The sequence below is a fragment of the Paracoccus sp. 22332 genome, from assembly GCF_052045125.1.
GTDB classification, from domain to species: Bacteria; Pseudomonadota; Alphaproteobacteria; order Rhodobacterales; family Rhodobacteraceae; genus Paracoccus; species Paracoccus haematequi_A.
This window is the reverse complement of record NZ_JBQEOI010000016.1, coordinates 40,587-62,734: the sequence shown is the minus strand read 5'-3', so window position 1 is coordinate 62,734 and position 22,148 is coordinate 40,587. Positions and strand designations below refer to the sequence as shown.

At 62.7% G+C, this 22,148-nt stretch carries 22 protein-coding genes and 1 pseudogene; 12 read left to right on the top strand and 11 right to left on the bottom strand.

The features are described 5' to 3' along the window. The first annotated feature begins 85 nt into the window (after positions 1-85). Positions 86-1,720, top strand: coding sequence for an ATP-binding protein (locus ACTJI6_RS15265; RefSeq protein WP_440801847.1), 1,635 nt, complete (start codon positions 86-88; stop codon positions 1,718-1,720). Here the strand turns inward: ACTJI6_RS15265 and ACTJI6_RS15260 are convergent, their stop codons facing one another. Next, entirely contained in the window at positions 1,721-2,371 is a 651-nt protein-coding gene (locus tag ACTJI6_RS15260) for a response regulator (RefSeq protein WP_126155179.1), read from the bottom strand. A 393-nt stretch (positions 2,372-2,764) separates the two neighbouring features. On the opposite strand from ACTJI6_RS15260, the gene ACTJI6_RS15255 reads away from it, so the two are divergent. Both ACTJI6_RS15255 and ACTJI6_RS15250 read left to right on the top strand, forming a co-directional pair. After that, positions 2,765-4,030, top strand: coding sequence for an HlyD family secretion protein (locus ACTJI6_RS15255; RefSeq protein ID WP_126155180.1), 1,266 nt, complete (start codon positions 2,765-2,767; stop codon positions 4,028-4,030). Continuing rightward, complete coding sequence (locus ACTJI6_RS15250) at positions 4,027-6,165, top strand: peptidase domain-containing ABC transporter (protein ID WP_126155181.1); 2,139 nt, start codon at positions 4,027-4,029, stop codon at positions 6,163-6,165. Before ACTJI6_RS15255 ends, ACTJI6_RS15250 begins: the two co-directional genes overlap by 4 nt. Before the next feature lie 463 nt (positions 6,166-6,628). On the opposite strand, the gene ACTJI6_RS15245 is transcribed toward ACTJI6_RS15250, so the two are convergent. The 3 genes from ACTJI6_RS15245 to ACTJI6_RS15235 all read right to left on the bottom strand — a co-directional run bounded on the left by ACTJI6_RS15245 (position 6,629) and on the right by ACTJI6_RS15235 (position 9,567). Further along, positions 6,629-6,871 (bottom strand): hypothetical protein, encoded by a 243-nt coding sequence (locus ACTJI6_RS15245; protein ID WP_440801846.1) that lies wholly within the window; start codon positions 6,869-6,871, stop codon positions 6,629-6,631. A 64-nt stretch (positions 6,872-6,935) separates the two neighbouring features. After that, entirely contained in the window at positions 6,936-8,603 is a 1,668-nt protein-coding gene (locus ACTJI6_RS15240) for a BCCT family transporter (RefSeq protein WP_440801843.1), read from the bottom strand. 421 nt (positions 8,604-9,024) lie between these two features. Next, positions 9,025-9,567, bottom strand: a complete 543-nt coding sequence (locus ACTJI6_RS15235) for a recombinase family protein (RefSeq protein WP_126155184.1) — start codon at positions 9,565-9,567, stop codon at positions 9,025-9,027. A 253-nt stretch (positions 9,568-9,820) separates the two neighbouring features. Here ACTJI6_RS15235 and ACTJI6_RS15230 point away from each other — a divergent pair, with 253 nt between their 5' ends. Together ACTJI6_RS15230 and ACTJI6_RS15225 are read left to right on the top strand one after the other, a co-directional pair. After that, positions 9,821-10,069, top strand: coding sequence for an AbrB/MazE/SpoVT family DNA-binding domain-containing protein (locus ACTJI6_RS15230; RefSeq protein ID WP_045983529.1), 249 nt, complete (start codon positions 9,821-9,823; stop codon positions 10,067-10,069). A 10-nt stretch (positions 10,070-10,079) separates the two neighbouring features. Continuing rightward, complete coding sequence (locus tag ACTJI6_RS15225) at positions 10,080-10,463, top strand: type II toxin-antitoxin system VapC family toxin (RefSeq protein WP_204245771.1); 384 nt, start codon at positions 10,080-10,082, stop codon at positions 10,461-10,463. A gap of 2 nt (positions 10,464-10,465) precedes the next feature. Here ACTJI6_RS15225 and ACTJI6_RS15220 read toward each other — a convergent pair. Continuing rightward, positions 10,466-10,687: pseudogene (locus ACTJI6_RS15220) on the bottom strand (IS3 family transposase); the annotation flags it as partial. A gap of 160 nt (positions 10,688-10,847) precedes the next feature. Between ACTJI6_RS15220 and ACTJI6_RS15215 the strand changes: the two are divergent. Genes ACTJI6_RS15215 through ACTJI6_RS15205 form a run of 3 tightly spaced genes read left to right on the top strand, consistent with a single transcriptional unit; the run spans position 10,848 to position 12,078 of the window. Continuing rightward, positions 10,848-11,738, top strand: a complete 891-nt coding sequence (locus tag ACTJI6_RS15215; RefSeq protein WP_126155185.1) for an ArdC family protein — start codon at positions 10,848-10,850, stop codon at positions 11,736-11,738. Then, positions 11,735-11,914: a hypothetical protein gene (locus tag ACTJI6_RS15210; RefSeq protein ID WP_126155186.1), complete on the top strand. Its 180-nt coding sequence runs from the start codon at positions 11,735-11,737 to the stop codon at positions 11,912-11,914. Before ACTJI6_RS15215 ends, ACTJI6_RS15210 begins: the two co-directional genes overlap by 4 nt. Then, positions 11,911-12,078 carry a hypothetical protein gene (locus tag ACTJI6_RS15205; RefSeq protein WP_164555256.1) on the top strand — a complete coding sequence of 56 codons (168 nt, stop codon included), beginning with the start codon at positions 11,911-11,913 and terminating at the stop codon, positions 12,076-12,078. The genes ACTJI6_RS15210 and ACTJI6_RS15205 overlap by 4 nt, the downstream gene beginning before the upstream one ends. A gap of 273 nt (positions 12,079-12,351) precedes the next feature. Here the strand turns inward: ACTJI6_RS15205 and ACTJI6_RS15200 are convergent, their stop codons facing one another. The 6 genes from ACTJI6_RS15200 to ACTJI6_RS15175 all read right to left on the bottom strand — a co-directional run bounded on the left by ACTJI6_RS15200 (position 12,352) and on the right by ACTJI6_RS15175 (position 18,059). After that, the gene (locus ACTJI6_RS15200; RefSeq protein ID WP_440801838.1) at positions 12,352-12,738 is read right to left on the bottom strand and encodes a hypothetical protein; all 387 of its coding nucleotides are present in this window, start codon (positions 12,736-12,738) and stop codon (positions 12,352-12,354) included. A gap of 56 nt (positions 12,739-12,794) precedes the next feature. After that, the gene (locus ACTJI6_RS15195; RefSeq protein ID WP_126155188.1) at positions 12,795-13,022 is read right to left on the bottom strand and encodes a type II toxin-antitoxin system VapB family antitoxin; all 228 of its coding nucleotides are present in this window, start codon (positions 13,020-13,022) and stop codon (positions 12,795-12,797) included. A gap of 179 nt (positions 13,023-13,201) precedes the next feature. Then, positions 13,202-14,053, bottom strand: a complete 852-nt coding sequence (locus ACTJI6_RS15190) for a TniQ family protein (protein ID WP_241232815.1) — start codon at positions 14,051-14,053, stop codon at positions 13,202-13,204. Further along, the gene (locus ACTJI6_RS15185; RefSeq protein ID WP_241232816.1) at positions 14,050-14,910 is read right to left on the bottom strand and encodes a TniB family NTP-binding protein; all 861 of its coding nucleotides are present in this window, start codon (positions 14,908-14,910) and stop codon (positions 14,050-14,052) included. Before ACTJI6_RS15185 ends, ACTJI6_RS15190 begins: the two co-directional genes overlap by 4 nt. Continuing rightward, positions 14,870-16,252, bottom strand: a complete 1,383-nt coding sequence (locus ACTJI6_RS15180; protein WP_440801835.1) for a Mu transposase C-terminal domain-containing protein — start codon at positions 16,250-16,252, stop codon at positions 14,870-14,872. The genes ACTJI6_RS15185 and ACTJI6_RS15180 overlap by 41 nt, the downstream gene beginning before the upstream one ends. Before the next feature lie 433 nt (positions 16,253-16,685). After that, entirely contained in the window at positions 16,686-18,059 is a 1,374-nt protein-coding gene (locus tag ACTJI6_RS15175) for a hypothetical protein (RefSeq protein WP_126155190.1), read from the bottom strand. A 268-nt stretch (positions 18,060-18,327) separates the two neighbouring features. On the opposite strand from ACTJI6_RS15175, the gene ACTJI6_RS15170 reads away from it, so the two are divergent. The 4 genes from ACTJI6_RS15170 to ACTJI6_RS15155 all read left to right on the top strand — a co-directional run bounded on the left by ACTJI6_RS15170 (position 18,328) and on the right by ACTJI6_RS15155 (position 22,148). Continuing rightward, the gene (locus tag ACTJI6_RS15170; protein ID WP_126155191.1) at positions 18,328-19,380 is read left to right on the top strand and encodes a C4-dicarboxylate TRAP transporter substrate-binding protein; all 1,053 of its coding nucleotides are present in this window, start codon (positions 18,328-18,330) and stop codon (positions 19,378-19,380) included. A 132-nt stretch (positions 19,381-19,512) separates the two neighbouring features. Further along, positions 19,513-20,004, top strand: coding sequence for a TRAP transporter small permease (locus ACTJI6_RS15165; RefSeq protein ID WP_164555257.1), 492 nt, complete (start codon positions 19,513-19,515; stop codon positions 20,002-20,004). 1 nt (position 20,005) lies between these two features. Further along, positions 20,006-21,343 (top strand): TRAP transporter large permease, encoded by a 1,338-nt coding sequence (locus ACTJI6_RS15160; RefSeq protein ID WP_126155193.1) that lies wholly within the window; start codon positions 20,006-20,008, stop codon positions 21,341-21,343. A 7-nt stretch (positions 21,344-21,350) separates the two neighbouring features. Beyond that, positions 21,351-22,148 carry an IclR family transcriptional regulator gene (locus ACTJI6_RS15155; RefSeq protein ID WP_126155194.1) on the top strand — a complete coding sequence of 266 codons (798 nt, stop codon included), beginning with the start codon at positions 21,351-21,353 and terminating at the stop codon, positions 22,146-22,148.

Sequence of the window (22,148 nt, the reverse complement as noted above, 5' to 3'; positions counted from 1 at the left end):
GCTCAAATGAGCTATCAGCCGAAAATCGCCTGTCAGGGGTGAACGGAAGCGGCCAGGGAGGTTCGCAGACCGAATGGAGACAGCGTTGAACCGTCCCGCCCCTTTACGGGGGTCCGAGGATTTTTTCGCCGAGACCGAACGCCAGCAGGCCGTGGTCAGGCTGATCCTCGCGGCGGCCATTGCCTGTTATATCGGCCTGTTGGGCGCCATCAGCGCCATCGGGCAGCCGCTGATGCGCTTTTTCGCGGTCGAGACTGTGCTGATCTTTGCCGCCGCATTGTTCATCCACTGGTCGGTGCGCAGGCGGCCCGGGATCAGGCACTGGCGCCGTGCGCTGGCAATGGCGACGGATTATGGCGCAACAACGGTGCTGATCGGCGTGGGGGGCGCCGTGATGACGCCGATCTTTGTGGTGCTGCTGTGGATCACCCTGGGCTATGGCCTGCGATATGGCCGAACCTATCTGCTGATCGGGGCCGGACTGTCGCTGACCAGTGTATTCTGCCTCGCGCTTTTCAGCGCCTATTGGCGCGACTTGCCCTATATCCTCATCACCATCGCGCTGATGGTCATGATGGTCCCTGCCTACGCATACACGTTGATGTCGGCGCTGCGACAGGCTCATGACGAGGCCCTGCAAGCCGGTCTGGCCAAATCGCGGTTCATGGCGCAGGCGAGCCACGACCTGCGTCAGCCGATCCATGCCATCAGCCTGTTCACCTCCTGTCTCAAAGGCAGCAGACTGAGCGATGACCAAGCCGAGATGGTGGACAGCATCGACCGTGCCCTCAATGGCATATCGGGGCTTTTCAGGTCCTTGCTGAACGTTTCCACGCTCGATAGTGGCGGGATCGTGCCGCAGCAGCAGATCGTGGCCCTTGGTCCGTTGCTGCAGGATGTGGCAGCCCAGCATGGCGAGGCAGCCCAGAGAGCACGGGTCACGCTCCGCGTGGTGGAAAGCGGGCTTTTTGTCCGCACCGACCGCGCCATCCTGTTTGCCATCATTGGCAACCTGGTATCGAACGCCGTGAAATACGCGCCTGGCCGCAAGGCGCTGATCGGGTGCAGGAGGCGGGGCAGCCAGGTGACGATCCTGATCTGTGACAGCGGCCCCGGCATCGCGTTGGAGGAGCAGGCGAAGGTTTTCGACGAATTCTACCGCAGCCCCCGCCATCGACGCACGCGCGAGGGGATCGGGCTGGGTCTGTCCATTGTCGTGCGTATGGCGCAGCTTCTGGGGTTGCAGGTGAACCTGCGCTCAACACCCGGCCGCGGCACCGTGATCGAAGTATCCGGGCTGGAGCTGTCGCAGGAAGAAGCCACCCTCGCGGCCCCTGTGGCATCCCCCGTCACGGCACTTGCCGGGATGCGGATCCTGCTGATCGAGGATCACGACGAGGTTCGCGCCGCAACCCGCCGAATACTCGAAGGCTGGGGTTGCATCGTCGAGGACGACACGTCGGCCCGCGCAGAGGCACGGGATTGCGACCTGATCCTGGCCGATCAGGATCTTGAGGACGGAGCCGGCAGCGAGTGCATCGAGCGCATCCGGGCAACGCTCGGCCGGCCCATTCCCGCCATCATCATGTCGGGCCATGATGCTGCGCGTCTGACCGAGGAACTGGCCGACACGTCGCTGCCGATCTTGTCGAAGCCCGTCCACCCGGCGCGGCTGCGGGCAGCACTGATGGCGCAGAAATTCGCGGCGCCAGTCGCCTAGCTAGGCCAGCGAGCTGCCGTTCAGGCCCGCCGCCGCCGCCTTTGCCGCCGCCGCAGCCCGTGTCTGGACGCCGAGCACGCGGAACACCGCCGAGACATGGATGCGGACGGTGAAGGGCGAAATTCCCAAGTTGCGCGCGATCTCCTTGTTTGAAAGTCCAGCGGAAAGCTGATCCAAAATTTCGATCTGCCGCTGTGTCAATCCGTCCAGCAGGGACGGCTCATCCGCTGTGTCGGTCAGCGTGCAGTTCGAGGTGGCGATCACGGACATGCCGTCCCGGATCGCCTGGATCGCCCGCCCCATCTCCTCGGCGGTCAACGCCTTGCCGACGAACCCGTCAGCGCCCGCGTCCAGCAGTTTCTGGATCGTCGCGCTGTCGTCCATCATCGAGACGATGATGATCGAACTTGTCGGAAACTCGCGCCGCAGCGCGGGCAGTGCCTTGGGTGGCTCGAACCCCGGAAAAATCAGGTCGAGGATGAAGGCGTCCGGAGTGGCACCGTCCCGTGCCCGCTGCAGCACCTGATCGAAGCTTCCGGCCTCGGCAATGGTGACGGTCGGATCGATGCCAAGGATGATCCGACGCAGTCCATCGCGGAACACCGGATGATCGTCCGCCAGAACGATCCGGTTGCGCACGCTCTCCCCCATGACGTCCCCTGTTCTTATCTAAGGTAATGCATTGACAGGATAACAGCACCAGATGTTGGCATAGCACATCTGGACTACAGACAGCCGCGTTGGCTGCTGCGACCCTTCCGCGATGGACGCAGTCAACAAGGGAGATGCCTGAAATGGCCCTGACCATCATTCCTGACGAAGCGCTGATACAGGTCGCCGGCGGCGGCATGGACATTCCGCCGCCGCGGCAGCCGCCGCTTTTGCCCCGGAAGCCCGATATCCCGCCGCAGCGCCCCTGGCCCCCCCGCCATCGCTCCATTCCTGCGCCGGATCCGGGCCCGGGCCCCATTCTTCCTCCTCCGCCCGTCCCGATGTGACGGATCCCGTCGCCTTGATGCGGCCTGATCCCTGACGAGTTGACGAATGGCGCCACTGTTTCGGCCTGAATCGCTTCAGTCACGCGCGCAAGCGTGGCTGGGTCGTCCTGTGGTGATCTCACGTATCCCGATCATCGCCTTTGCCACGTTCTCGATTGTCTTCGTTGTTGCAAGCGCGCTGTTTGTCACCTTCGCCGATTACACCCGCCGCATCCGGGTCAGCGGGATCATTCTGCCGCAGGAGGGGCTGACCCGCGTCGCCGCCCCGCAGGCAGGCTGGATTACCGATCTCCGCGTCAAGGAAGGGGAGCAGGTGCGGCGAGGAGACCTGCTATACACCCTTAGCATCGACATAACGACCGCGCTCGGGGCTACCCAGGGGGCGGTCTCGGACATTCTGGCCCACAAGCGGGCCGAGCTGACGCAAATGCTGGAGCGTGACACGCAGATGCGGGCCTTGGAAAAGCAGGCCATCGAGGCGCGGCTGTCCGACCTTCAGCGCGAAATTCCTCAAATCGACGAGCAGTTGCGGCTGCTGCAAGCGACCATCAGCGAGTTTTCGGATTTTGCGGAACGGCAGAAGGATCTGATGGAGCGCGGCATTGCGGTTTCTGCCGAATACGAGCAACGCCTGCGCGCCTTCTATGCCGAGCGGGCACAACTGCCGGCTCTGAGCCGGGAGAAGGTGCAGGCTGAAAGCCGCCTGAACGACCTGCAGGCGGAGCTCGCCTCCTTCGACCTTCGATCCGAGGCGCAGGCCGCCGACATCCGCCGCCAGATCCTCGATATCGACCAGCAGATTTCCGAAAGCGAAGCCCGCCGCGAGGTTGCGGTGACCGCCCCCCGCGACGGAACCGTAACCGGGATCATCACCCTTGCCGGGCAGACCGTGACGGCCGGAACGCCGCTTCTGACCATCGTGCCGGACAACCGTCCGCTGGTCGCGCAACTGCTCGCGCCCGGCTCCGCCATCGGTTTCCTGCGTGAAGGAATGCCGGTGCTGCTGCGCTACCAGGCGTTTCCCTATCAGAAGTTCGGGCAGTATCCGGGCGAGGTCACGGTGATCTCTCGCGCCAATCTCGGCCCGGAGGGGATCGGCGAACTGCGCGGCGACAGTCAGGACGCCCCCGTCCTCTACCGCGTTACCGTCCAGCCACAGCAGCCGCATGTGAACGCCTATGGCCGCACCGAGGAATTGCAGGCCGGGATGGAGGTCGAAGCGCATCTGCTGGTCGAGACGCGTCCGCTTTACCAGTGGGTTCTCGAACCAATTTACGGGCTGCGCGGCGCAGTGTCGGGGGGCGAGTCATGACCGCGCTGTTGGCGCAGCGTCTGAACGCGCGCATCTTCGGCGCCACGCCCGTCATCCTGCAAAGCGAAGGCGCCGAATGCGGCCTTGCCTGTCTTGCCATGATCGCGGGCCATCACGGCCACCGGATGGATCTGCCGGCGATCCGGCGGCGCTTTTCGGCCTCGATGAAGGGCACGACACTGCAGGATCTGGTCAGGATCAGCGAGTCGCTGCAACTGGCCACCCGCGCCCTGCGGTTGGAACTCGACGACCTCTCCAAGCTGCGCCTGCCCTGTGTCCTGCACTGGGCCCACAACCACTTCGTCGTGCTGACACGCGTCGGCGCAACGGGCATCGTCATCCACGACCCTGCCATCGGTCGTCGCCATGTGCCGATGGAGGAGGTGTCGAAGAACTTCACCGGCATTGCGCTGGAAGCGTGGCCCACAGCCAGCTTCACCCGCCGCGACGAAACTGTCCGCATCAGCATCATGGACATGGTCCGCCGCACCAAAGGCATCGGAGCAGCTGTCTTGCAGGTGCTGGCGATCTCGCTGTTGCTGGAGATTACGGTCATCGCAATGCCAATCGGTTTCGCGCTGATCCTCGACGAGGTTGTAGTTGCGGCCGACCGCGATCTGCTGAGCATCATCGTGATCGCGCTCGCATTCCTTCTGATCCTGCAGGTGGCGGCAACATTCGTGCGCAGCTGGATCACCATGCTGATGGGATCGGGCCTCGCCCTGCAATGGAAGGTAGGGCTCTTCGACCACCTCATGCGCCTGCCGCTGGCATTCTACGAAAAGCGGCACGTGGGAGACATCGTCTCGCGCTTCGGATCGCTGGATTCGATCCACCGGACCGTGACCACGTCAGCAGTGACGGCGCTGCTTGATGGTGTGATGTCGATCGCTTTGATCGCGATGATGTGGATTTATGGCGGCTGGCTTCTATGGCTCGCGCTATTGGGCGTCGGGCTTTATGCACTGCTCCGTGTTTCGACATGGGGCACCTATCGCCGCATGTCCGAGGAAGCGATCGTTCATGCCGCGCAGGAGAACACGCATTTCATGGAGTCGGTGCGCGGCATCGGCAGCGTGAAGGTGCTGAACATCGAAAGCCGGCGCCAGGGCACCTGGATCAACCACCTTGTGGAGCGCCTGAACGCCGAATTGCGGGTCCAGAAGTTCGATGTCTGGTTTCAGGCGGGCGCATCCTCGATCTTCGGGATCGACCGGCTGCTCATCATCTATTTGGGAGTGATGGCGATCATCGACTCCACCATGTCCGTCGGCATGTTCGTGGCCTTTCTGGCTTACAAAGACCAGTTCGCGGACCGCATCAACAGCTTCATCGACACGTTGCTGCAGTTCCGCATGCTGGGACTGCATGGCGAGCGTATCGCCGACATCGCCCTCGCCGCCCCTGAGGAGGACACTCGTCGCCCTGTCGTGGCAGTCATTCCCAATACGGAACCCGCCAGCCTTGAGATCCGCGATGTCCGTTTCCGCTATGCCGACAACGACCCCGAGGTGCTGAAGGGCATCAATCTTCGGATCGAGGCGGGGGAATGCGTCGGCATCGCCGGCCCCTCGGGCGCCGGCAAGACGACGCTGCTGAAGGTGTTGGCCGGGCTCGCGCGCCCAAGCTCGGGCCAAGTGCTGATCGATGGCATCCCGTTGGATTCTATTGGTCTGGCGGCCTACCGCGCCCGTGTCGGCTGCGTGCTCCAAGAGGATCGGCTGTTCGCGGGCTCGATTATCGACAACATCACCGGCTTCAACCGCGACGTCTCGCCCGAGGATCTGGAACGCGCGGCCCGCATGGCGGCGATCCATGACGAGATCCGCACCTTGCCGATGGGCTACGAGACGCTGGTCGGCGACATGGGCAGCACTCTTTCGGGCGGGCAGAAGCAGCGGATCGTGCTGGCGCGCGCGCTGTATCGCCGCCCCTCGATCCTGCTGATGGACGAGGCGACGAGCCATCTCGACAGCACGAATGAGGCCATCATCAATCTCGCCATCCGCAAGCTCGGCATGACCCGCATCGTCATCGCCCACCGCGAGACGACGCTGGCGATGACGGATCGAGTCATCAGCATCAGCGGCGGCGTGGCGGCAGAGCATGCGGATCGCCCCGTTGCTGCCGAGTGATCCAGGGTGGGAATTGCAGACGTTGGCACGGAGAACTGACGAGGCAAGCTCGATCGAATGGGGATGGCTCAGCGGACACTCTGCCTGAGGTGAGCATTAACACCAACTTTCCCGGCGGGGCTTGCAAAACCCGCCATGGTTCGAGTCTCACATGACTGGTCCGGCATGTTTTGCAGTGAAGGGGCGTCTTGTGTTACAGATGGCCCATGAAACCCCTGCTGATCGGCTCTGTGTGTTGTCTTGCGGGCAAGTGGGATCTCGCGGCTCGAAAGGGGGCCCTCGTTGGCGCAGGGCCGCAACCAAGCTCGTCCCTTGCACTGACAAACCAAACGCTGCTGTGATGACGAAGGAGCCGAAGACCCCTCTCCGACCGACGTTCAGGAGCGAAACCCGCCAGACGAACTGGCGCCGTGCCAATATTCCCAAGTACAGCGCCCATCTGGCAGTGCAGCGAGCGCTCGTCTCAGGGACCCTGCACAAGCAGGGCTGTGAGGTGTGCGGCAGCGGCGAGGTTGATGCCCATCATGACCGCTACGACGAGCCGCTGAATGTCCGGTGGCTGTGTCGTCGCCACCATGTTCGGTTGCACCGAGGTGGCGAGGACATGTTTCCTGTTGGCCGCGATCTGCCGGATGCGGCACCACATAGCGATTGAAAAGAGCTTGAAGCTGGCATGCGACTGTCGACGCATGCCCGCGTTCGGCATGGTGTCTTGCTCGGACTGCTGGACCACCGGCCGGCTTTGACGGCCCGTGGTCTTGAAGCTTTCCTTAGCCCCGGCGATCAGCGGCCAAGTCCTGCTCACCTGCGTTGGCGAACAGATCGCGGTAGTGATCCCGATACAGGGCCTTGCCCAGCGAGACGCACATCGCCGCCATCACGAATGCGAAAGGCAGCGCGCCGATGATCATGGCATTCTGCAGGACAACAAGCCCACCGCCGCCCGCCAGGATCAGGGCGGCGATAACCAGGGTCAGCAGCACGCCCCAGACGATGCGGTGGCGCGTGTCGGTTTCTTCCTCACCGCCTGCCATGATCGTGTTGATGACAAGAAGGCCGGAGTCCGCCGAGGTGACGAGGAAAGTCAGGATCAGCACGACGCACATGATCGCAACGATGCCATAAACCTGTTCGCTCACGATGAACTGCAGTGTCGCGAAGAGCATGTTGGTGGCGGATGCGTCGATGATGGCACCTTGGGCAATGCCCGACAGCTCCAGATCGATTGCCGTGCCGCCAAGGATGGCCATCCAAGCAAAGCAGACCAGAGATGGCACGACAACAGCCCCGACCACAAATTCGCGCACCGTGCGACCGCGAGAGATACGGGCGAGGAAGAGGCCCACAAAGGGGGAGAACGCAATCCACCACGCCCAGTAGAAGGTCGTGGAGCCCGACTGCCAGTCACCCAGGGGCGTGCCGGTCGAGTAAGCCTCGAAGGACAAGGCGGGGAAGTGCAGGATATAATCCATAAGCGCCCGACCATAGGTCGACACCGAGAACAGGACCGAGCCGAAGACCACGAACACCAGGAGCAGCAGGGTGGACAGGACGAGGTTCAGGTTCGACAGGTATTTCACCCCGCGTCCGACGCCGGACACCGCAGATAGCGTCGACAGCGCCATCACGATAACCAGAGCTGCGATCAGCCCGACGCTCGAAGGCGCGGGCGGGCCGCCGTCCTGGCCTGCCTGCAGGAGCCACTCCATGCCGGTGATGGAGTAGAACCCCTCGACCAGCTGGCTGATCCCGAAGCCGATGGTAACGGCCACACCGAGGATGGTGGCGACGACGCCGAGGATGTCGACCACGTGTCCAATTGGACCGTTCAGGTGCCGGCCGAGCAGCGGCGTGAGCGCCGTGCGGATCGTCAGCGGCATGTCGCGTGTATAGGCGTAGTAAGCAAGGCACAGGCCGGTCAGGACATAAATACCCCAAGCGTGGATGCCGTAATGCATGAAGGTGTAGCGGTAAGCCGACGTCACCGCCTCGGCGGAGTGGGCGGCGACGCCGCCCGTGATGATGTCTGGATTGCTGGTCCAGTTTGCCATCGGCTCGGCCGTGGCATAGACCATCAGGCCCACGCCCAGTCCCGCGCCGAACATCATGGCGAACCAGGAAAAGGTGCTGAACTCCGGTTTTTCATCCTCTTTCCCCAGCCTGCGCTGCCCGGAAGAGGGCACAGCGGCCACGATCAACAGAAACCATGCGAACAGTCCCACAGCAATGATGTAGAACATGTTGAACACGCCGAGAACTTCGGTGTTGAGCAGCGACAGGATCGCCTCGGCACTGCCGGGTCTGAGCAAGGCCCAGACGGTCAGCAAGGCGAAGGTGATCTTGGAGGCAAGAGCGATCGGAAGGGAGTGTCCTTGGTAGAAGCCGGCGTCGGCCGTAGGGATGTCGATGTCGGTAAAAGGAGGCTTTATGTCATTCATAAGCTGTTTCGCTGTGGACCTTTCGTGATCAGGTGGCGAGGTCTTTTGCCTGAAGGCAATTCAAGGGGATGATGCTCTCTGGAGGGCCTGGGAATGGAAGTCCGCTAAAGGCGGATGACAGGCGGGTAGCGCCGACTGGCGGCGCGGCATGCACAGCGGATAATGGGGAAGCATCCGGTGCAAGCGGTTAGCGACGATGCGAAAACATCGTCCATGCTGGGGTCATCGAGCATGGGGGAATTATAGCCAAAAGGAGCAGAGAGGCAACCTTTGGTCTAATTATTCATATGTATGCGGCTGTTTTCGCAGATGAAAAACCTTCCACCGTAGCTTATGCCCACCTCTTCAGGAGCGTGGCAACGACAGCTTCATTCTGCAAAAGCCGCCGCCTTCCCTTGGCTTTAACGTCCGCTTTGATATCTCAGGCCGCCAATGCACGGTAAACGGTCATGCGAGATAGTCCGAGGTCACGGGCGATCCGGGCCTTGGACACGCCTTCCGCTGCCAACCTGCGGATTTCCGCGTCGTCCACCCGCTTCTGACGCCCTTTGTAGATGCCTTTGCCCTTCGCTGCCTCGATGCCGGCCCGCTGACGATCGCGAATGAACTTCAGCTCCATGTCGGCCACCATGCCAAGAACGGTGATGACCATCCGGCCCATGTCCCCGGACGTGGTGACTTCGGGTTCCAGAACGCGGAGCGACGCTCCTTTCGCATCCAGCTCATGCACCAGGTTCAGCACGTCGCGCGTGGACCGGCCAAGGCGGTCGAGACGATGCACGACCAGCTCGTCGCCCGCGCGAAGAAACTCCAGAACCGTTGCCAACTCGCTGCGGCCGTCGCGGGATGCTCCGGATCCCGTCTCGGCGCGAATGATCTCGCAGCCTGATGCCTTCAGCCTAGCTTTCTGAATGTCGAGATCCTGGCTCGACGTGCTGACGCGGGCGTATCCGATCCGAGGCATGGGCAATCTGTCACGTTAGGGTGGCTAATCTCCTGATACTGTCGCAATGGTATCTTTTCCACCCATTTGTGACACTCTTGGCCGTCACATCTGGCTGTCACCTGCGAGTGTGCCTAAATGTGACACAGAGAGCGAGCTGGTAGTTTAGAAACGGAGCTGCTTGCCTATTGGATATGACTTTCCTGTTGTATCGATACTAAATAGACTGGTGGGTATCATTGTTGAAAGTTAGACCAAAAAGGATATGCCTGTCATGACCACGCAGCGGGTACGGATCATCGAGGGTGGCAAGCTCGTCATCCCCGCGACCATGCGGCGAGAGTTGGGGATCGCAACAGGCGATACCGTGCTTGTCGAGATTGATGGCGGCGAGTTGCGCGTCCGCTCGCTCCCACAGGCTGTTGCCCGCGCCCAGGCCATCATGCGGCGGCATGTACCCGAAGGCGTGTCGCTTGCAGACGAGCTGATCGCCGATCGCCGGCGCGAGGCAGAGCGTGAGTAAGGCCGCAGTCTTGGACGCCTCAGCGCTTCTTTGTCTTTTGAATGGCGAGCCGGGTAGCGAGCGCGTTCTGGAAGCCCTGCCCATGGCAGTGATCGGCGCCACCAATTTCGCCGAGGTCGCATCCAAGCTGCGCGAGCGCGGCCTGAGCGTCAACGAGGTGGAGGACGTGCTCGGAGGCCTGCGTCTCGATATTCGGCCTCTCACCCCGGCCCAGGCCTACGCCATCGGTCATCTGCGCCCGGCGACTCGCTCCCTGGGACTATCGCTTGGTGATCGGGCGTGTCTTGCCCTTGCCGCTGAACTTGGCATACCTGCCCTGACTGCGGATCAAGTCTGGGCGGAGCTTAAAATCGGCGTTTCGATTGAGCTAGTTCGAGATCCAAGCATAGTGTGATCCTAGGTGTTCAGTCCCGGCATCTGGTGGATCGGATCCAGGATGAATCGATCCGGCTCTGAAGTCCAGATTTTGCAGATGTATTCGTAGGGCGTGAGACCACCGAGGGTCTTGAGCCGACGCGCGAAGTTGTAGGCTGCCATGAAGTCCGCGAGATGCGTACGCAGTTGCTCGTGGCTGTCATAGTGGAAGCGCTTGACGGTCGCCTCCTTGATTGTGCGGTTCCCCTTCGCCCCTACGGACAACCTTGCCTGGGTCCCCCTCCTGCCCTCGCCGGGAGGCAGGGTTTCAGGAGAGGCGCGCGCTTCGCGCTTCCTCGCCAGAAACCCCGCCCGATGATCCGGCACCAGACCGGCAAAGGGCATCGCCACAAGGAGGCCACAAATGGCTGACACGTTCGACCTCTACGCCCACGTCACCGACAGCATCATTGCCAGCCTCAAAGCAGGCACCCCGGCATGGCGCAAGCCGTGGACCGGCGACAAGGGCGGCGCCCCTTTCCCGCTGCGGAGCAACGGCGAACCCTATTCCGGCATCAACGTCCTGATGTTGTGGCTTGCCGCTGACGCCAAAGGCTACCGCGCCGCCCGCTGGTTCACCTACAAGCAGGCCCAGGAGGCAGGCGGACAGGTCCGCAAGGGCGAGAAATCGTCCACCGTTGTCAAATACGGCACCTTTGAACGCGAGGACGCGGACACGGGCGAGGAACGGCGCCTGCCCTACCTGAAAGCCTACCGCGTGTTTAACGCCGAGCAGATCGACGGCCTGCCCGCCGAATACTATGGCACCCCCGCCGAGCCTGCCCGCGACCTTGGCACCGAGGCCGACCCCGCCCTTGACGCTTTTTTCGCAGCCACCGGCGCGGACATTCGCACCAGCGACGAGCCGCAAGCTTACTACAACCCTGCCGAGGATTACATCCACATGCCGCCGATTGCGACGTTCCACAGCGCCGCAGGCTACTATGCCACGCTTGCCCACGAGGCGACCCATTGGACCGGCCACAAGAGCCGCCTTGACCGCTTTTCCCGCTTCACCGACCGCAAAGCTTACGCGTTCGAGGAATTGATTGCGGAGATTGGCAACTGCATGACCTGCGCCCGGCTTGGCCTGACCCCGGATTTTGACCAGTCCGGCGCATACGTCCAAAGCTGGCTGCGCGCCTTGAAAGACGACACGCGGCTGATCTTCAAAGCCGCCAGTGAGGCGCAGAAGGCCGCCGAATGGCTGGTGAAAGGCAAGCCCGCCGAGAAGGAAGAAGGGGCGGCCGCATGAGCGGCCCCCACCCCTTGCCCGCCCTGTCCTGCCGCAAATGCGGCAGGAACAACCCATGGGTCTATGTCGCCCCTGTTGTGGTCGAGGGATCTGGCACCTGCATCTGCATGGATTGCGCGAAGGCGCGCGGCTGGCTGGACGCGGCCGGAAATCTCAAGCCGGGAGTCTCACTTTGACCACCTACGAGATCCGGGACGACCCCGACGACCTGCCCATCATCTGCGCCCCCTTGGCAGAAGCGGAGAGGCGCGGCAGTCGCCGCGCCGCCCGCCTCGGCATCGAGGTTCTGATTTACGAAATGCACCCCACGCGCGGAGAGCGATTTATCGGTGCGATCTGACCCCGGCCTCCGCAGCAGCAGCGGGGGCTTTTCCGTGTCGATCTGGTTGACCAGGCGGGGCGGAGCCGTCGAGCCGGCCCCGCGCCGCCTGGCCTCGCGCTATCCGCGCGGGAGCCGCGAACGCGGCAAAGCGGAGACGGCCGCGCCGTCACCCCATAAAGAAGCCCCGCCCAAAAGGACGGGGCAGGTATCTCCAACAGGGAGGGAGTCCCGGTCAACGTAAGGTTCCCAAGAGAGTTCCCGGAAACCGCGACGAGATTATCAGCCTGTTCTTCATTCCCCGGTCCGCCATGCCTCCCAATCCTGTTCCGTGATCCTGTCGATGGCCGGGTTGCTGTGCAGGACCGGCAGGCGCAGCGACTCCGCGGCCGCAAGCGCCAGGCAGGTCTGCACCGTCAGTTTCGCCGGATGATCCGCTCCCTGGCCGAACCGGGCTGCAAGCCTGCACCCGTCAGCTGCAATGCGCGGGCTGACCGCAATTTCATAGACCTTCAGGATCTGAAGCAGGCTGTCGAAAATCTCCGTGGCCTGTTCAACCGCATCGGCCGAGACGCTGCGTGTGTCCGCGCGGCTCTCAGTCAGGGCCATGACCACATCGAGGTGCACGCTGGCTGAGGTCTTGCATTGCCTGCGGCTGCCCTTGATCTTCTCCACCAGCAAGGCCGCGTCAGACCTGTTGCCCAGGATGGCAAGGAAAGCAGAGCTATCAACGAACATCAGCGTTTGCCCTTCGGCGGAACGATGTGCGTGGACCTGAAGCCGTAGTTCTTCACCCGCTCCTGCAAGGCGGCAATCTGGTCCTCGATGGTCGGCATGGACCGGATGCGCTCAATCTCGTTCTGGATTGCCTGCCGCACCGCTTCTGTCTTGGTGACGCCCAGCATCTCCGCCAGCGTTTCCGCCAGATCGTTCACACCTTCATCGCGGATGGATAACTTACCCATGTGCGTTCCAATCCGTATGCACAGTAATTGCGAAATAGTCTATACACTGGCATAATTGTCAGCAAGTCCGAGCGAGGTTCCGGCCATGCCACCCGACACCCTGACAGGCCGCATCAGCTTCCTGGTGTCGCGTTGCCCCTAAATCCGAGACACGGCGCGTTTTCCGGCCTTTCTTGCTCTTAAATATGAGATGAGGTGGCTGAACCACCGACGCGTAGTCGCATCCGCTGAGCAATCTGGTCGACCGTTGCAAGCAGCCGGGGCTCCTTATCGTAGGCGCGAAGCAGGGCAACTCGTGAATAGACGTCGATGTCCATGCTGCACAACGCAGCCTTTACCAGTGGACGTGATTGGGCGGAGACAACAGCGGCAAGGCAGAAGAGCCTTATGTTTGACCGGGGACTTTGAAGCGCGAAGAACGGATCTCCACGTAAAGCATTCAGTCCCATCGCGAAGGTGACCGCCCGCATTGCTCGGCGTAGTTCACGCGCGCTGCCGGACATAGCGACGCGCTCCAGCACCCGTGCCCCGTTCCGGGCACGATTAACCAGCTTTTCGGAGACCACTGCGCCCTTCTGCTTGTCTGCCTTTGGAAGAAGCCGGTCACCACACATCTGGCAGTCGAACGCCCAGGCCCTACGCCAGTGCCTGAGCTCAAGTCCGCCATCGGCGCAGTTTGGGCAAGTTTGAAACGGCACCTGTGCGGTCAACCGCATCTCTGCTTCCTGCATCGCCGCGAAAGTCATTGACAGCACGAATGCGGGGTCGATGCGTGCCGCAACGGAAATCCTGTCCGCAGCCAGCATGTTGATATCATGGTCGAGTGCTGCAGCATGTTTTCCGCCGATCCCGATATGGTTGAGAAGGTCTGCTACCTCGCAATGATTGGAAGCGGCCAGTCGCGATAACCAACCAGAAAGCAACTCGTCCGGCACTGGCGTCACCGATATCGGTAGAGGGCGACACTTCACGCCCCCGATTTCTCGAGCCGTCGCTGAGCGTTTGCATGGCGCGACCAGACCGGTGCTCATTTTGTGATGGCATCATCCGTGACGCACTCGTCACCGCTGATGATCGCGTCGATGGACAGTTCCTTGACCAACGCGAAGATGCGGGACGTCACCCCGCCAGTCAATGCAAGGATCTGCTTGAGCGACCGCACTTTCAGATTGGATTTTCTCTCCAGCGGCATGGCCGCAATCAAGGTCTGAATCATGTCCGAGAACTCAGCATCATCGCGCCAATTCGGCAGGTGGTGTTCATCAAGCCGACGGGCCAGTTGGACATCGCCGCGAATGGCATCGACGGCTTCGCTTACACCGTAGCAGACCAAAGATGCTTCCAGCTCGTTGCTCAGATACCTCAGGACATTGAGAAACCGGCGCTGTTCTCGGTGCGTGCCTGCCAGAAGGTTGTGAACTTCGTCGATCATGATCATCCGCAGCCCGAGGTCGCGCAAAAGACCCACGACACGAACTTCCAGCGAGGCAACACTCTGCGCCTTCAGACTCAACGTCGACGACGGGGCTCCGACGGCTGCGAGGATGTGCATATAGAACCGCCGCTCATCGGGTGCGGGTGGCGCCTGCAACAGAAGTAACGGGGTGTGAGTGACGCCAGACTCCGGATCATACTCCGGCGCATAGCGTCGCGACAGGTTGCGGGCGATCATTGTCTTGCCGATGCCGGACGTTCCATGCACCAGAAGGCCAGGCATGCGGGTCTGCCGCGGCATCTCAATCAGTCCCTGTAACCGGTCCAGCACTTGCTCTGCCCGGGGAAAGCCTATCCAGATGTCCGACTGAATGAGAGCGATACGGCCGTCATCTTCAGTTTCTGCCCTCAATTCACCAGCGCTCCACCTTAAACATCGGGCGCGATGTATCACCGGTGTCGACCGGTCGCAGCCCCTCGGATCCCCGATCATCGGCGGCCAGACCCTTCATTACAGTCCTTTCGCGGGATCGGCGTTCTGCCTTGGTCAGCGCGCGGCTTTCACCCTCAATTTGGCGTTGCTGCCGGATCAATTCGGCGAGGACCAATTCATTCGTGCCCACTTTCCCCATGGCCCGTGCCTTTTGCATGGCCTCGCGGTATTCCCAGAGCGACACCGGCGGGATTTCCAGGTTGCGGTACCGGGCCTCGACACATCTGCCGCCATCCAGTTCGACCCAGACGGCCGAGAGATCGCGGGGATCGTAGCGGACAACCACCTTTCCGTCCCGGCGACCAACATAACCCGCGAGGGCGTCGGACCAGTAACGCAGGTCGAACAGATGGATGCCGTCGCGCCGAACTTGTCGCTGCTCACTTGGCAGGAAACTCACCCGAAAGGCCTCCATATCGAAGGGGATGTCGCCGGACATTTCCCCTGCGAGCGCGTCCCACTTGGCAACGGGCGTGCAGTTGAGGCTTGAGTGAACGCTGTTGTTGTAACGGCAGATCTCGAGGGCGAACCACAAATCGAACTCTCGAAGGGTCATCGCCGCATTGGCTTCGGCATCGTAGCCGCCCTTGGCCGCAACTGACGACTGGGTGGTCCCCGGCAGAAGATGCACTGCGCCCATCATCGTGCCGATCAGCCGTTCGATATGCCCACCAAAATGAGGGCTTCCCGGAGGTCGGTAGACCAGGTTGATCCCCCATTCCGCACAAGCTGACTGAAAAGCCTGGGACCGAAAATCGCGGCCATTGTCGACATGGATGCTGCGCGGTTTGCCCTGGGCAGGCCACGGCACGGCGCACTCAAGGTCAGCCAGCAGTTCTGCTTTGGGGGCCACAGCATGCGTAAGACATAAGGCCACCGAAAGGCGAGATGGCGCTTCAAAGCTGACGTGGTATCCCGTCACCATGCGTGAGGTGATGTCGATCGCGAGGGTCACCCAAGGCCGGCCGATGGGTTTGCGCTCGAAACTGTCGACAAGGATGATGTCCGCCGGTGTGTGATCAATCTGAACAACGTCCAGCGGCCATTTCGCCGCGTTTTGCCCTGTCACCGGCGCGAAACGCTGCCGTGCCGCCTGCGCCCCCTCGCGCGCTTTCATGACTTCGCGCGCATCCATCGCATCGAGGCGGCGCTGAACTGTCCGGCGCGTCGGCTGTTGAAACCCCTGCTCACCGCAAGCACTGCGGATTTCGGCGACCACCCTCGCCAAGCTGGGACGCTCCCGGCGCAAGTAGTATCGCATAAGGTGATCTTCGATGATGGCTTCGACTTCGTGGGGCACCATGGCGGTTCCCGTTGGACGACCACGTTTTCGCGGAACAATCGCACTGGTTCGGCCGCCGCCTTCGGCAAGCCTCCGGATCCACCGCCAGACCGTCGCTCGGCTTACCCCCAGCTCCCAGACAGCGTCACGGACCCCGCTCTCCAAGCTGCCGGACCCGGAAAGATAGACCTGCACTAAGGGCCGCAAGACCGACGCCCGGCGCTGTTCCTCTGCGCCGAGCCCCCCGATTTCTTCGCGATCAGCTTGCAACCCCACTAATAGACCAGTCCCGTGAACCCTGTCTCACCATTAACGGCAAGAATCTCAGAATAAAATGCAACATCTCGCATTTAAGGGCAACGGTGTGCCATTGTTTTTGTTGAATTCGTCATCTCAGAATTAAGGGCCACGCGACACCGCATCTTCGGCGCGCTCGGCCAGTCTGCGCCGTCCGCTACATGGCCCCCAGTTCCACGACGATTCCCATTCCGATGGTCCAGAGTGCCAGCGACGACAGGCAATAAAGCCCGTTCCACCGGATGCCGACGACCCACGGGGGGCGACCCACCAAGGCACCGGCGTAAACGACCGTCGTGATCAGCGGGGTAAAGCCCATGACGCAGCCCCAGGTGCCTGCCAGGCTGAGCGCGGCCGCGGCGTCGCTGAGCCCTGGCACGTCAAGCTGCGTGACCAGACTGCCCATGACCGACGCGGTGATGATGGGATTGATCCCCACGGCTGCCAGCAGGAACATCGACAGGTTGAGCAGCGCGATCATCTGCCAGGGCGCATCGATCAGGGCGGCCACCGCCGCCTGGACCTGGGGAAGCGGCACCAGTTCCAGCACCAGGACGGACAGCAGCCCGGCCGAGGCGAAAACGCCGATCTCGGCCGCGGCCAGGGGAAAGCGCCCGACCGTTCCGGCGATGGTGCGCCGTGCCATGGCCATGGCACCCGCATCGCCGCGATGTCCCAGCCAGGATGCCCAGATCACGCTGTAGGCAGGGACCGCGATCAGAAGCGCCTGCTGGAACGGCAAGCCTGTGGCGGCATGCAGCCCGAACACCAGTCCCGCCACCAGACCCACATGCAGCGTCAGCAGGCCGACGCCGCCCCAGTCGCCCGTTCCTGTCCCTGGGCCTGGCCGCAGACCCGCGGGAACCGGCGGCGCCCATGCCCAGTCCAGAAACCAGCCCCAGCCAAGAAACAGCACCGCCGCCGCCAGTCCCGCAGGGGCCACGTCGCCATAACGCAGATCCGGCATCGCTAGGAGCAGCCCGTTCATTCCAAGGCCGATGGGCGACCACAGCGGCGCAAGGGAAAAGCCCCGCAGCACCGCCGTGGTCATGCGGCGCAGCCGCCATTCGCGCAGCCCGGCGGGCAGATGGGCGCTTGTTTCGTCCAGCGACCGGCGGGTCATTTCCAGCAGGATCGCGATGCCGCCCAGGTTGATCAGGACGCCAAACACATGGCCGCCGAAATTCATCGCCAGATAGCGCCGTCCCGGCGGCCGCGTGGTCAGATACCGGCCGGCGCGCAAAACCTCGGGCGCGGCGGCGGCGACCACGCGAAGCGACCCCAGCAGGGCCAGCAGCGCGGCCAGATAGGCCATCCGTTCCAGTCCCCGGGACAGCGTTTCCAGATCGATGCCGCGCAGCAGGGCAAGAACCAGCAGGATCACGCAAAGGCCGACGGTGATCCAGGTGGCGACAGTGAACTGCCGCCATGACAGGGCCAGATACAGGGCAAGGGCGATGCCCGCGGCGATCCCCAGGGCAGGCGAGGTGATGACGATGCCCGCCAGCGATATCAAGACAACGATGATCATGCAGGCCTGCGCGACAAGACGCCGGCAGCGATCCGCCTTTGCAAGATCCGGCATCACCGGTCACGCAATCCCGGCAAACCGGACATGCCCGGATTCGTGCAGGAAAAGGCGCTTCCAAAAGTGCCAAGCTCATCAGAAAGTGCCATCATTGCATCGTTTCCCGCGCCAGAACCGGTCGCCTTTCATCACTTAGCTTGCTCAAAAACACAAGAGTGTTCCATTCTTCGGAACAATATGCCATCATGTGAAACAGGAGAGGAGAATCATTATGCGTTTTCTGACAGCAGGTTTGACGGTCGGCCTTGCGTTCGCGGCCACGGTGCCCGCCACTGCTATGACCCTGATCTATGGCGAAGCTGGTCCGAACCGGGGCGTCCGCGCCGAGGCGACCCAGTGGTTCGTGGACCAGGTTTCCGAACAGTCCAATGGTGAACTGACCATCGACGTGAACTGGGGCGGCGCCCTGTTTTCGGAAAAGGTCGCGGTCCAGTCGATCCGCGACGGGGTGGCCGACATGGGTTCGGTCATCGGCGTGTATTTTCCCCAGGACATGATCGCCTATGGCCTGGCCGACCTGCCGATCCCGAACCCCGATCCTTGGGTGGGCATGAAGGCAACCGACAAGCTGATGCGGGAAAACGAACAGATCCGGGAAAACCTGGCCGCCCAGAACCTGGTCTATATTGGCACCTACACGACGTCGGCCGTTCAGGTGGGCTGCAAGGGCAAGACCATCGAGACGCTTGACGACGTCAAGGGCCTGAAGATCCGCGGCGTCGGCGCCTATGGCAAGGTGTTCCACGACCTGGGCGCCACGCCCGTCGACATGTCCGTCTACGAGGCCTATCAGGGCTTGGAAACCGGGCTGATCGACTGCACCCAGACCTATCCCTATCTGGTCGAGGCGCTGAAGTTCGACGAGGTCTTCGACAGCTATACCGAGATCGACTTCGGCCAGATCGGCGCCCTGGGCATCATGATGAACAAGGACAGCTTCGACATGCTGCCGCCCGAACACCAGCAGGCCCTGCTGACCGCAGGCGAAGGCCTGGCGGACGAATTCGGGCGCATCCTGACCGACGCCAACCAGCGGTCGATCCAGATCCTGAAGGACAAGCAGATCCCGGTCCTGAAGATCTCGGACGAGGATCGCGCGCGTCTTGGCGAAATGGGCACGAAATACGTTGACGAATGGGTCGCGCGCGCCGATGCCGCAGGCCTGGACGGCCGGGCCCTGGTCGATGACTATACCGCACTGGTCGCGGAATTCACCACGCAGCGCGACGAACAGGGCTATCCCTGGGCAGCCGAGGCAAACTGACCGACCGATGCGGGGATGCGGCACGCTTGGCGTCCGCGTCCCCAATCTCCTGCCTGATCTGAACTTTCCCCAAGTCTGGACACGATGTGCCCCAACCCGGGAGGTGCGGCCATGAAGGCCATTGAACGCATCATGCTTGAATTTGCCGTCGTTTCGGCCTTGGCGCTGGCGCTGGTGATCACCGCCAACGTGCTTGGACGCCAGCTGTTTGGCTGGGGTGTGCCGGACATCGTGATCATCGTGCGCGAGCTGATGATCCCCACCATCGTCTTTCCGCTTGCCGCCGCGACGGCCAGCCGCGCCCATATCGCCGTGACCTTCGTGACCGATCGCATGTCACCCGGCGCGCGGGGGGCCTTGATCATCATGGGCTGGTTCGTGGCGCTGCTGGCGATGCTGCCGCTGTTCTATGCCAGCTGGCGCAACCTGTCGGGGTCGTGGGCGTCGGGCGAATTCTATGACGGGCTGCTGGGCATTCCCCGCTGGCCCATGAAGCTGGTCTTCCTGCTGGGCCTGATCGTCATGGTGATCCGCCTTGTGCTGGTCGCGCTGCACGACATCGCCGAACTGCGCCGGACCGGAACCGTCGCCGATGGCGGCCACAGCACCGAGGAGTCTGTCTGACATGGATGCTTCCACCATCGGGCTTGTGGCCTTCGGCCTGGTCATCGTCCTTCTGGCGCTGCGCGTGCCCATCGCCTTTGTGCTGGCGGGCGTGGCGACGGTCGGCACCTTCCTGATCTATGCCTTTCGCAGCGGCAGCTTCATGCCGGAACGCGCGCTCAACCCGACCTCGTCGATGGTGGTGAACAGCTTCTTCGAACTGATCCATTCCTATGACCTGTCGATGATCCCGCTGTTCGTGGCGCTGGGCAACATCGCCTATCACACCGGCATCACCACCCGCATTTATGACGCGGCCAATGTCTGGCTGCGCAGCGTGCCGGGCGGCGTCAGCGTCGCGTCGCTGATGGGCTGCGCCGGATTTTCGGCCATTTCCGGGTCGTCCATCGCCTGCGCCTCGACCATGGGCCGCATCTGCGTCCCCGAGATGCTGCGCCTGGGCTATGACCCCAAGCTGGCCACGGCCTCGGTCGCGGCGGGCGGCACGCTGGGGTCGCTGATCCCGCCGTCGGTGCTGTTCATCCTGTATGGCATCTTCACCGAAACCTCGATCAGCAAGCTGTTTCTGGCCGGCATCCTGCCGGGTCTGCTGACGCTTGCGGGCTATATCATCGTGGTGATCTGGTGGACCTCGCGCGATCCCAGCGCCGCGCCGGTCGATCCGACGCCCCTGCCCAAGGGCGCGCGCCTGAAGGCCGCGATTTCGGCCTGGCCCGCGATGATGCTGTTCGTGGTCATCATCGGCGGCATCTATGGCGGCATCTTCACCGCGACCGAGGCTGCGGCCATCAGCGTCGTCCTGACCATCCTGATCGGCTTTTTCGAACGCTCGCTGACGCTGCGGTCCATGTGGACGGCCATCCGCGAAAGCCTGGTCCAGACCTCGGCCATCTTCCTGATCGCGGCCTGCGCCAAGATCTTCGTGTCCTTTGTCGCGCTGACCGGGGCCGCCGGAATGGTGTCGCAATGGGTGGCCGATGCAGGCCTGTCGCCGCTGGTCCTGATGTTTGCGATCTGCGTGCTGTACCTGTTCCTGGGGATGTTCCTGGATCCGGTCGGCATCATCGTCCTGACGCTGCCGTTCGTGATCCCGATGGTGGACAACCTGGGGATGGACCTGATCTGGTTCGGGGTCATCGTGGTCAAGCTGCTGGAGATCGGGTTGATCACCCCGCCCGTCGGGCTGAACGTCTTCGTGATCGGCAACGTGACCGACCGCAGCATCAAGGTGGACACCATCTTCGCAGGTGTGACGCGGTTCCTGGCGATGGACATCGTGGTGCTGGCAATCCTGGTCCTGGTGCCTGCAATATCGCTTGTCATTCCCAACGGGCTGTGAGGCGCCGATGACCGACCTGCACGATCCCCGCTTTGCGACCACCCTGGCACGGGGGCTGTCGGTCCTGCGCGCGTTTCGCGTGACCGACGATGGTCTGAGCAACGCGGAAATCGCCCAGCGGACGGGCCTGCCCAAATCGACCGTGTCGCGGCTGACCTTCACGCTGGGGCAACTGGGCTATCTGGTCCAGTCCCCCCGCGACGACCGCTTCCGGCCGGGACCGACGCTGGTCGCGGTCGGCCATGTGGCCGCGGCTTCGCTGTCTTTCCTGGTGCCCGCGCATGACCTGATGCAGCGGCTGGCCGAGGAGACAGGGACGCTGGTGGTCCTGGCGGTGCGCGACGGCGACAAGATGGTCCTGATCCGGACCTGGCGGCCCATGCACGTCGCCTCGATCTGGCTCGAGGTCGGGCAGCGGATCCCGTTTCAACCGTTTTCGTCGCCGCGCGCCTTTGTCGCCGCCGCCACGCCCGAGGAGATCGACCGGATCGTGTCCGAATCCATCGCGGACCGCGACGCCATGGCCGACCTGCTGACCACACGCCCGCTGGTGCGGACCGAAATGATGCGCCAAGGCTTTGTGTCCACCCCGGCGGGCAGCGGGCCTGCCGCCTACAACGCGGTCTCGGTTCCGTTCCGCAGCGGCAATCTGGCTGAACCCGTGATCTTCACCTGCGGCGCCCTGCCGTCCGAGGCGTCGGTCGAACGCATGCAATCCGACGTCGGGCCCAGACTGGCCGCGGCGGTCCGCACCCTGGAACGACTGACCGGACAGGCCCCCGGCCTGATCCGCACCGAGGCATGA

Excerpts from the sequence above, each read along its gene's own strand:
- ACTJI6_RS15260 (WP_126155179.1), bottom strand. The coding sequence starts at position 2,371 with ATGGGGGAGAGCGTGCGCAACCGGATCGTTCTGGCGGACGATCATCCG.
- ACTJI6_RS15255 (WP_126155180.1), top strand. The coding sequence starts at position 2,765 with ATGGCGCCACTGTTTCGGCCTGAATCGCTTCAGTCACGCGCGCAAGCG.
- ACTJI6_RS15250 (WP_126155181.1), top strand. The coding sequence starts at position 4,027 with ATGACCGCGCTGTTGGCGCAGCGTCTGAACGCGCGCATCTTCGGCGCC.
- ACTJI6_RS15245 (WP_440801846.1), bottom strand. The coding sequence starts at position 6,871 with ATGCCGAACGCGGGCATGCGTCGACAGTCGCATGCCAGCTTCAAGCTC.
- ACTJI6_RS15240 (WP_440801843.1), bottom strand. The coding sequence starts at position 8,603 with ATGAATGACATAAAGCCTCCTTTTACCGACATCGACATCCCTACGGCC.
- ACTJI6_RS15235 (WP_126155184.1), bottom strand. The coding sequence starts at position 9,567 with ATGCCTCGGATCGGATACGCCCGCGTCAGCACGTCGAGCCAGGATCTC.
- ACTJI6_RS15230 (WP_045983529.1), top strand. The coding sequence starts at position 9,821 with ATGACCACGCAGCGGGTACGGATCATCGAGGGTGGCAAGCTCGTCATC.
- ACTJI6_RS15215 (WP_126155185.1), top strand. The coding sequence starts at position 10,848 with ATGGCTGACACGTTCGACCTCTACGCCCACGTCACCGACAGCATCATT.
- ACTJI6_RS15210 (WP_126155186.1), top strand. The coding sequence starts at position 11,735 with ATGAGCGGCCCCCACCCCTTGCCCGCCCTGTCCTGCCGCAAATGCGGC.
- ACTJI6_RS15195 (WP_126155188.1), bottom strand. The coding sequence starts at position 13,022 with ATGGGTAAGTTATCCATCCGCGATGAAGGTGTGAACGATCTGGCGGAA.
- ACTJI6_RS15190 (WP_241232815.1), bottom strand. The coding sequence starts at position 14,053 with ATGAGCACCGGTCTGGTCGCGCCATGCAAACGCTCAGCGACGGCTCGA.
- ACTJI6_RS15180 (WP_440801835.1), bottom strand. The coding sequence starts at position 16,252 with ATGGTGCCCCACGAAGTCGAAGCCATCATCGAAGATCACCTTATGCGA.
- ACTJI6_RS15175 (WP_126155190.1), bottom strand. The coding sequence starts at position 18,059 with ATGATCATCGTTGTCTTGATATCGCTGGCGGGCATCGTCATCACCTCG.
- ACTJI6_RS15170 (WP_126155191.1), top strand. The coding sequence starts at position 18,328 with ATGCGTTTTCTGACAGCAGGTTTGACGGTCGGCCTTGCGTTCGCGGCC.
- ACTJI6_RS15165 (WP_164555257.1), top strand. The coding sequence starts at position 19,513 with ATGCTTGAATTTGCCGTCGTTTCGGCCTTGGCGCTGGCGCTGGTGATC.
- ACTJI6_RS15160 (WP_126155193.1), top strand. The coding sequence starts at position 20,006 with ATGGATGCTTCCACCATCGGGCTTGTGGCCTTCGGCCTGGTCATCGTC.
- ACTJI6_RS15155 (WP_126155194.1), top strand. The coding sequence starts at position 21,351 with ATGACCGACCTGCACGATCCCCGCTTTGCGACCACCCTGGCACGGGGG.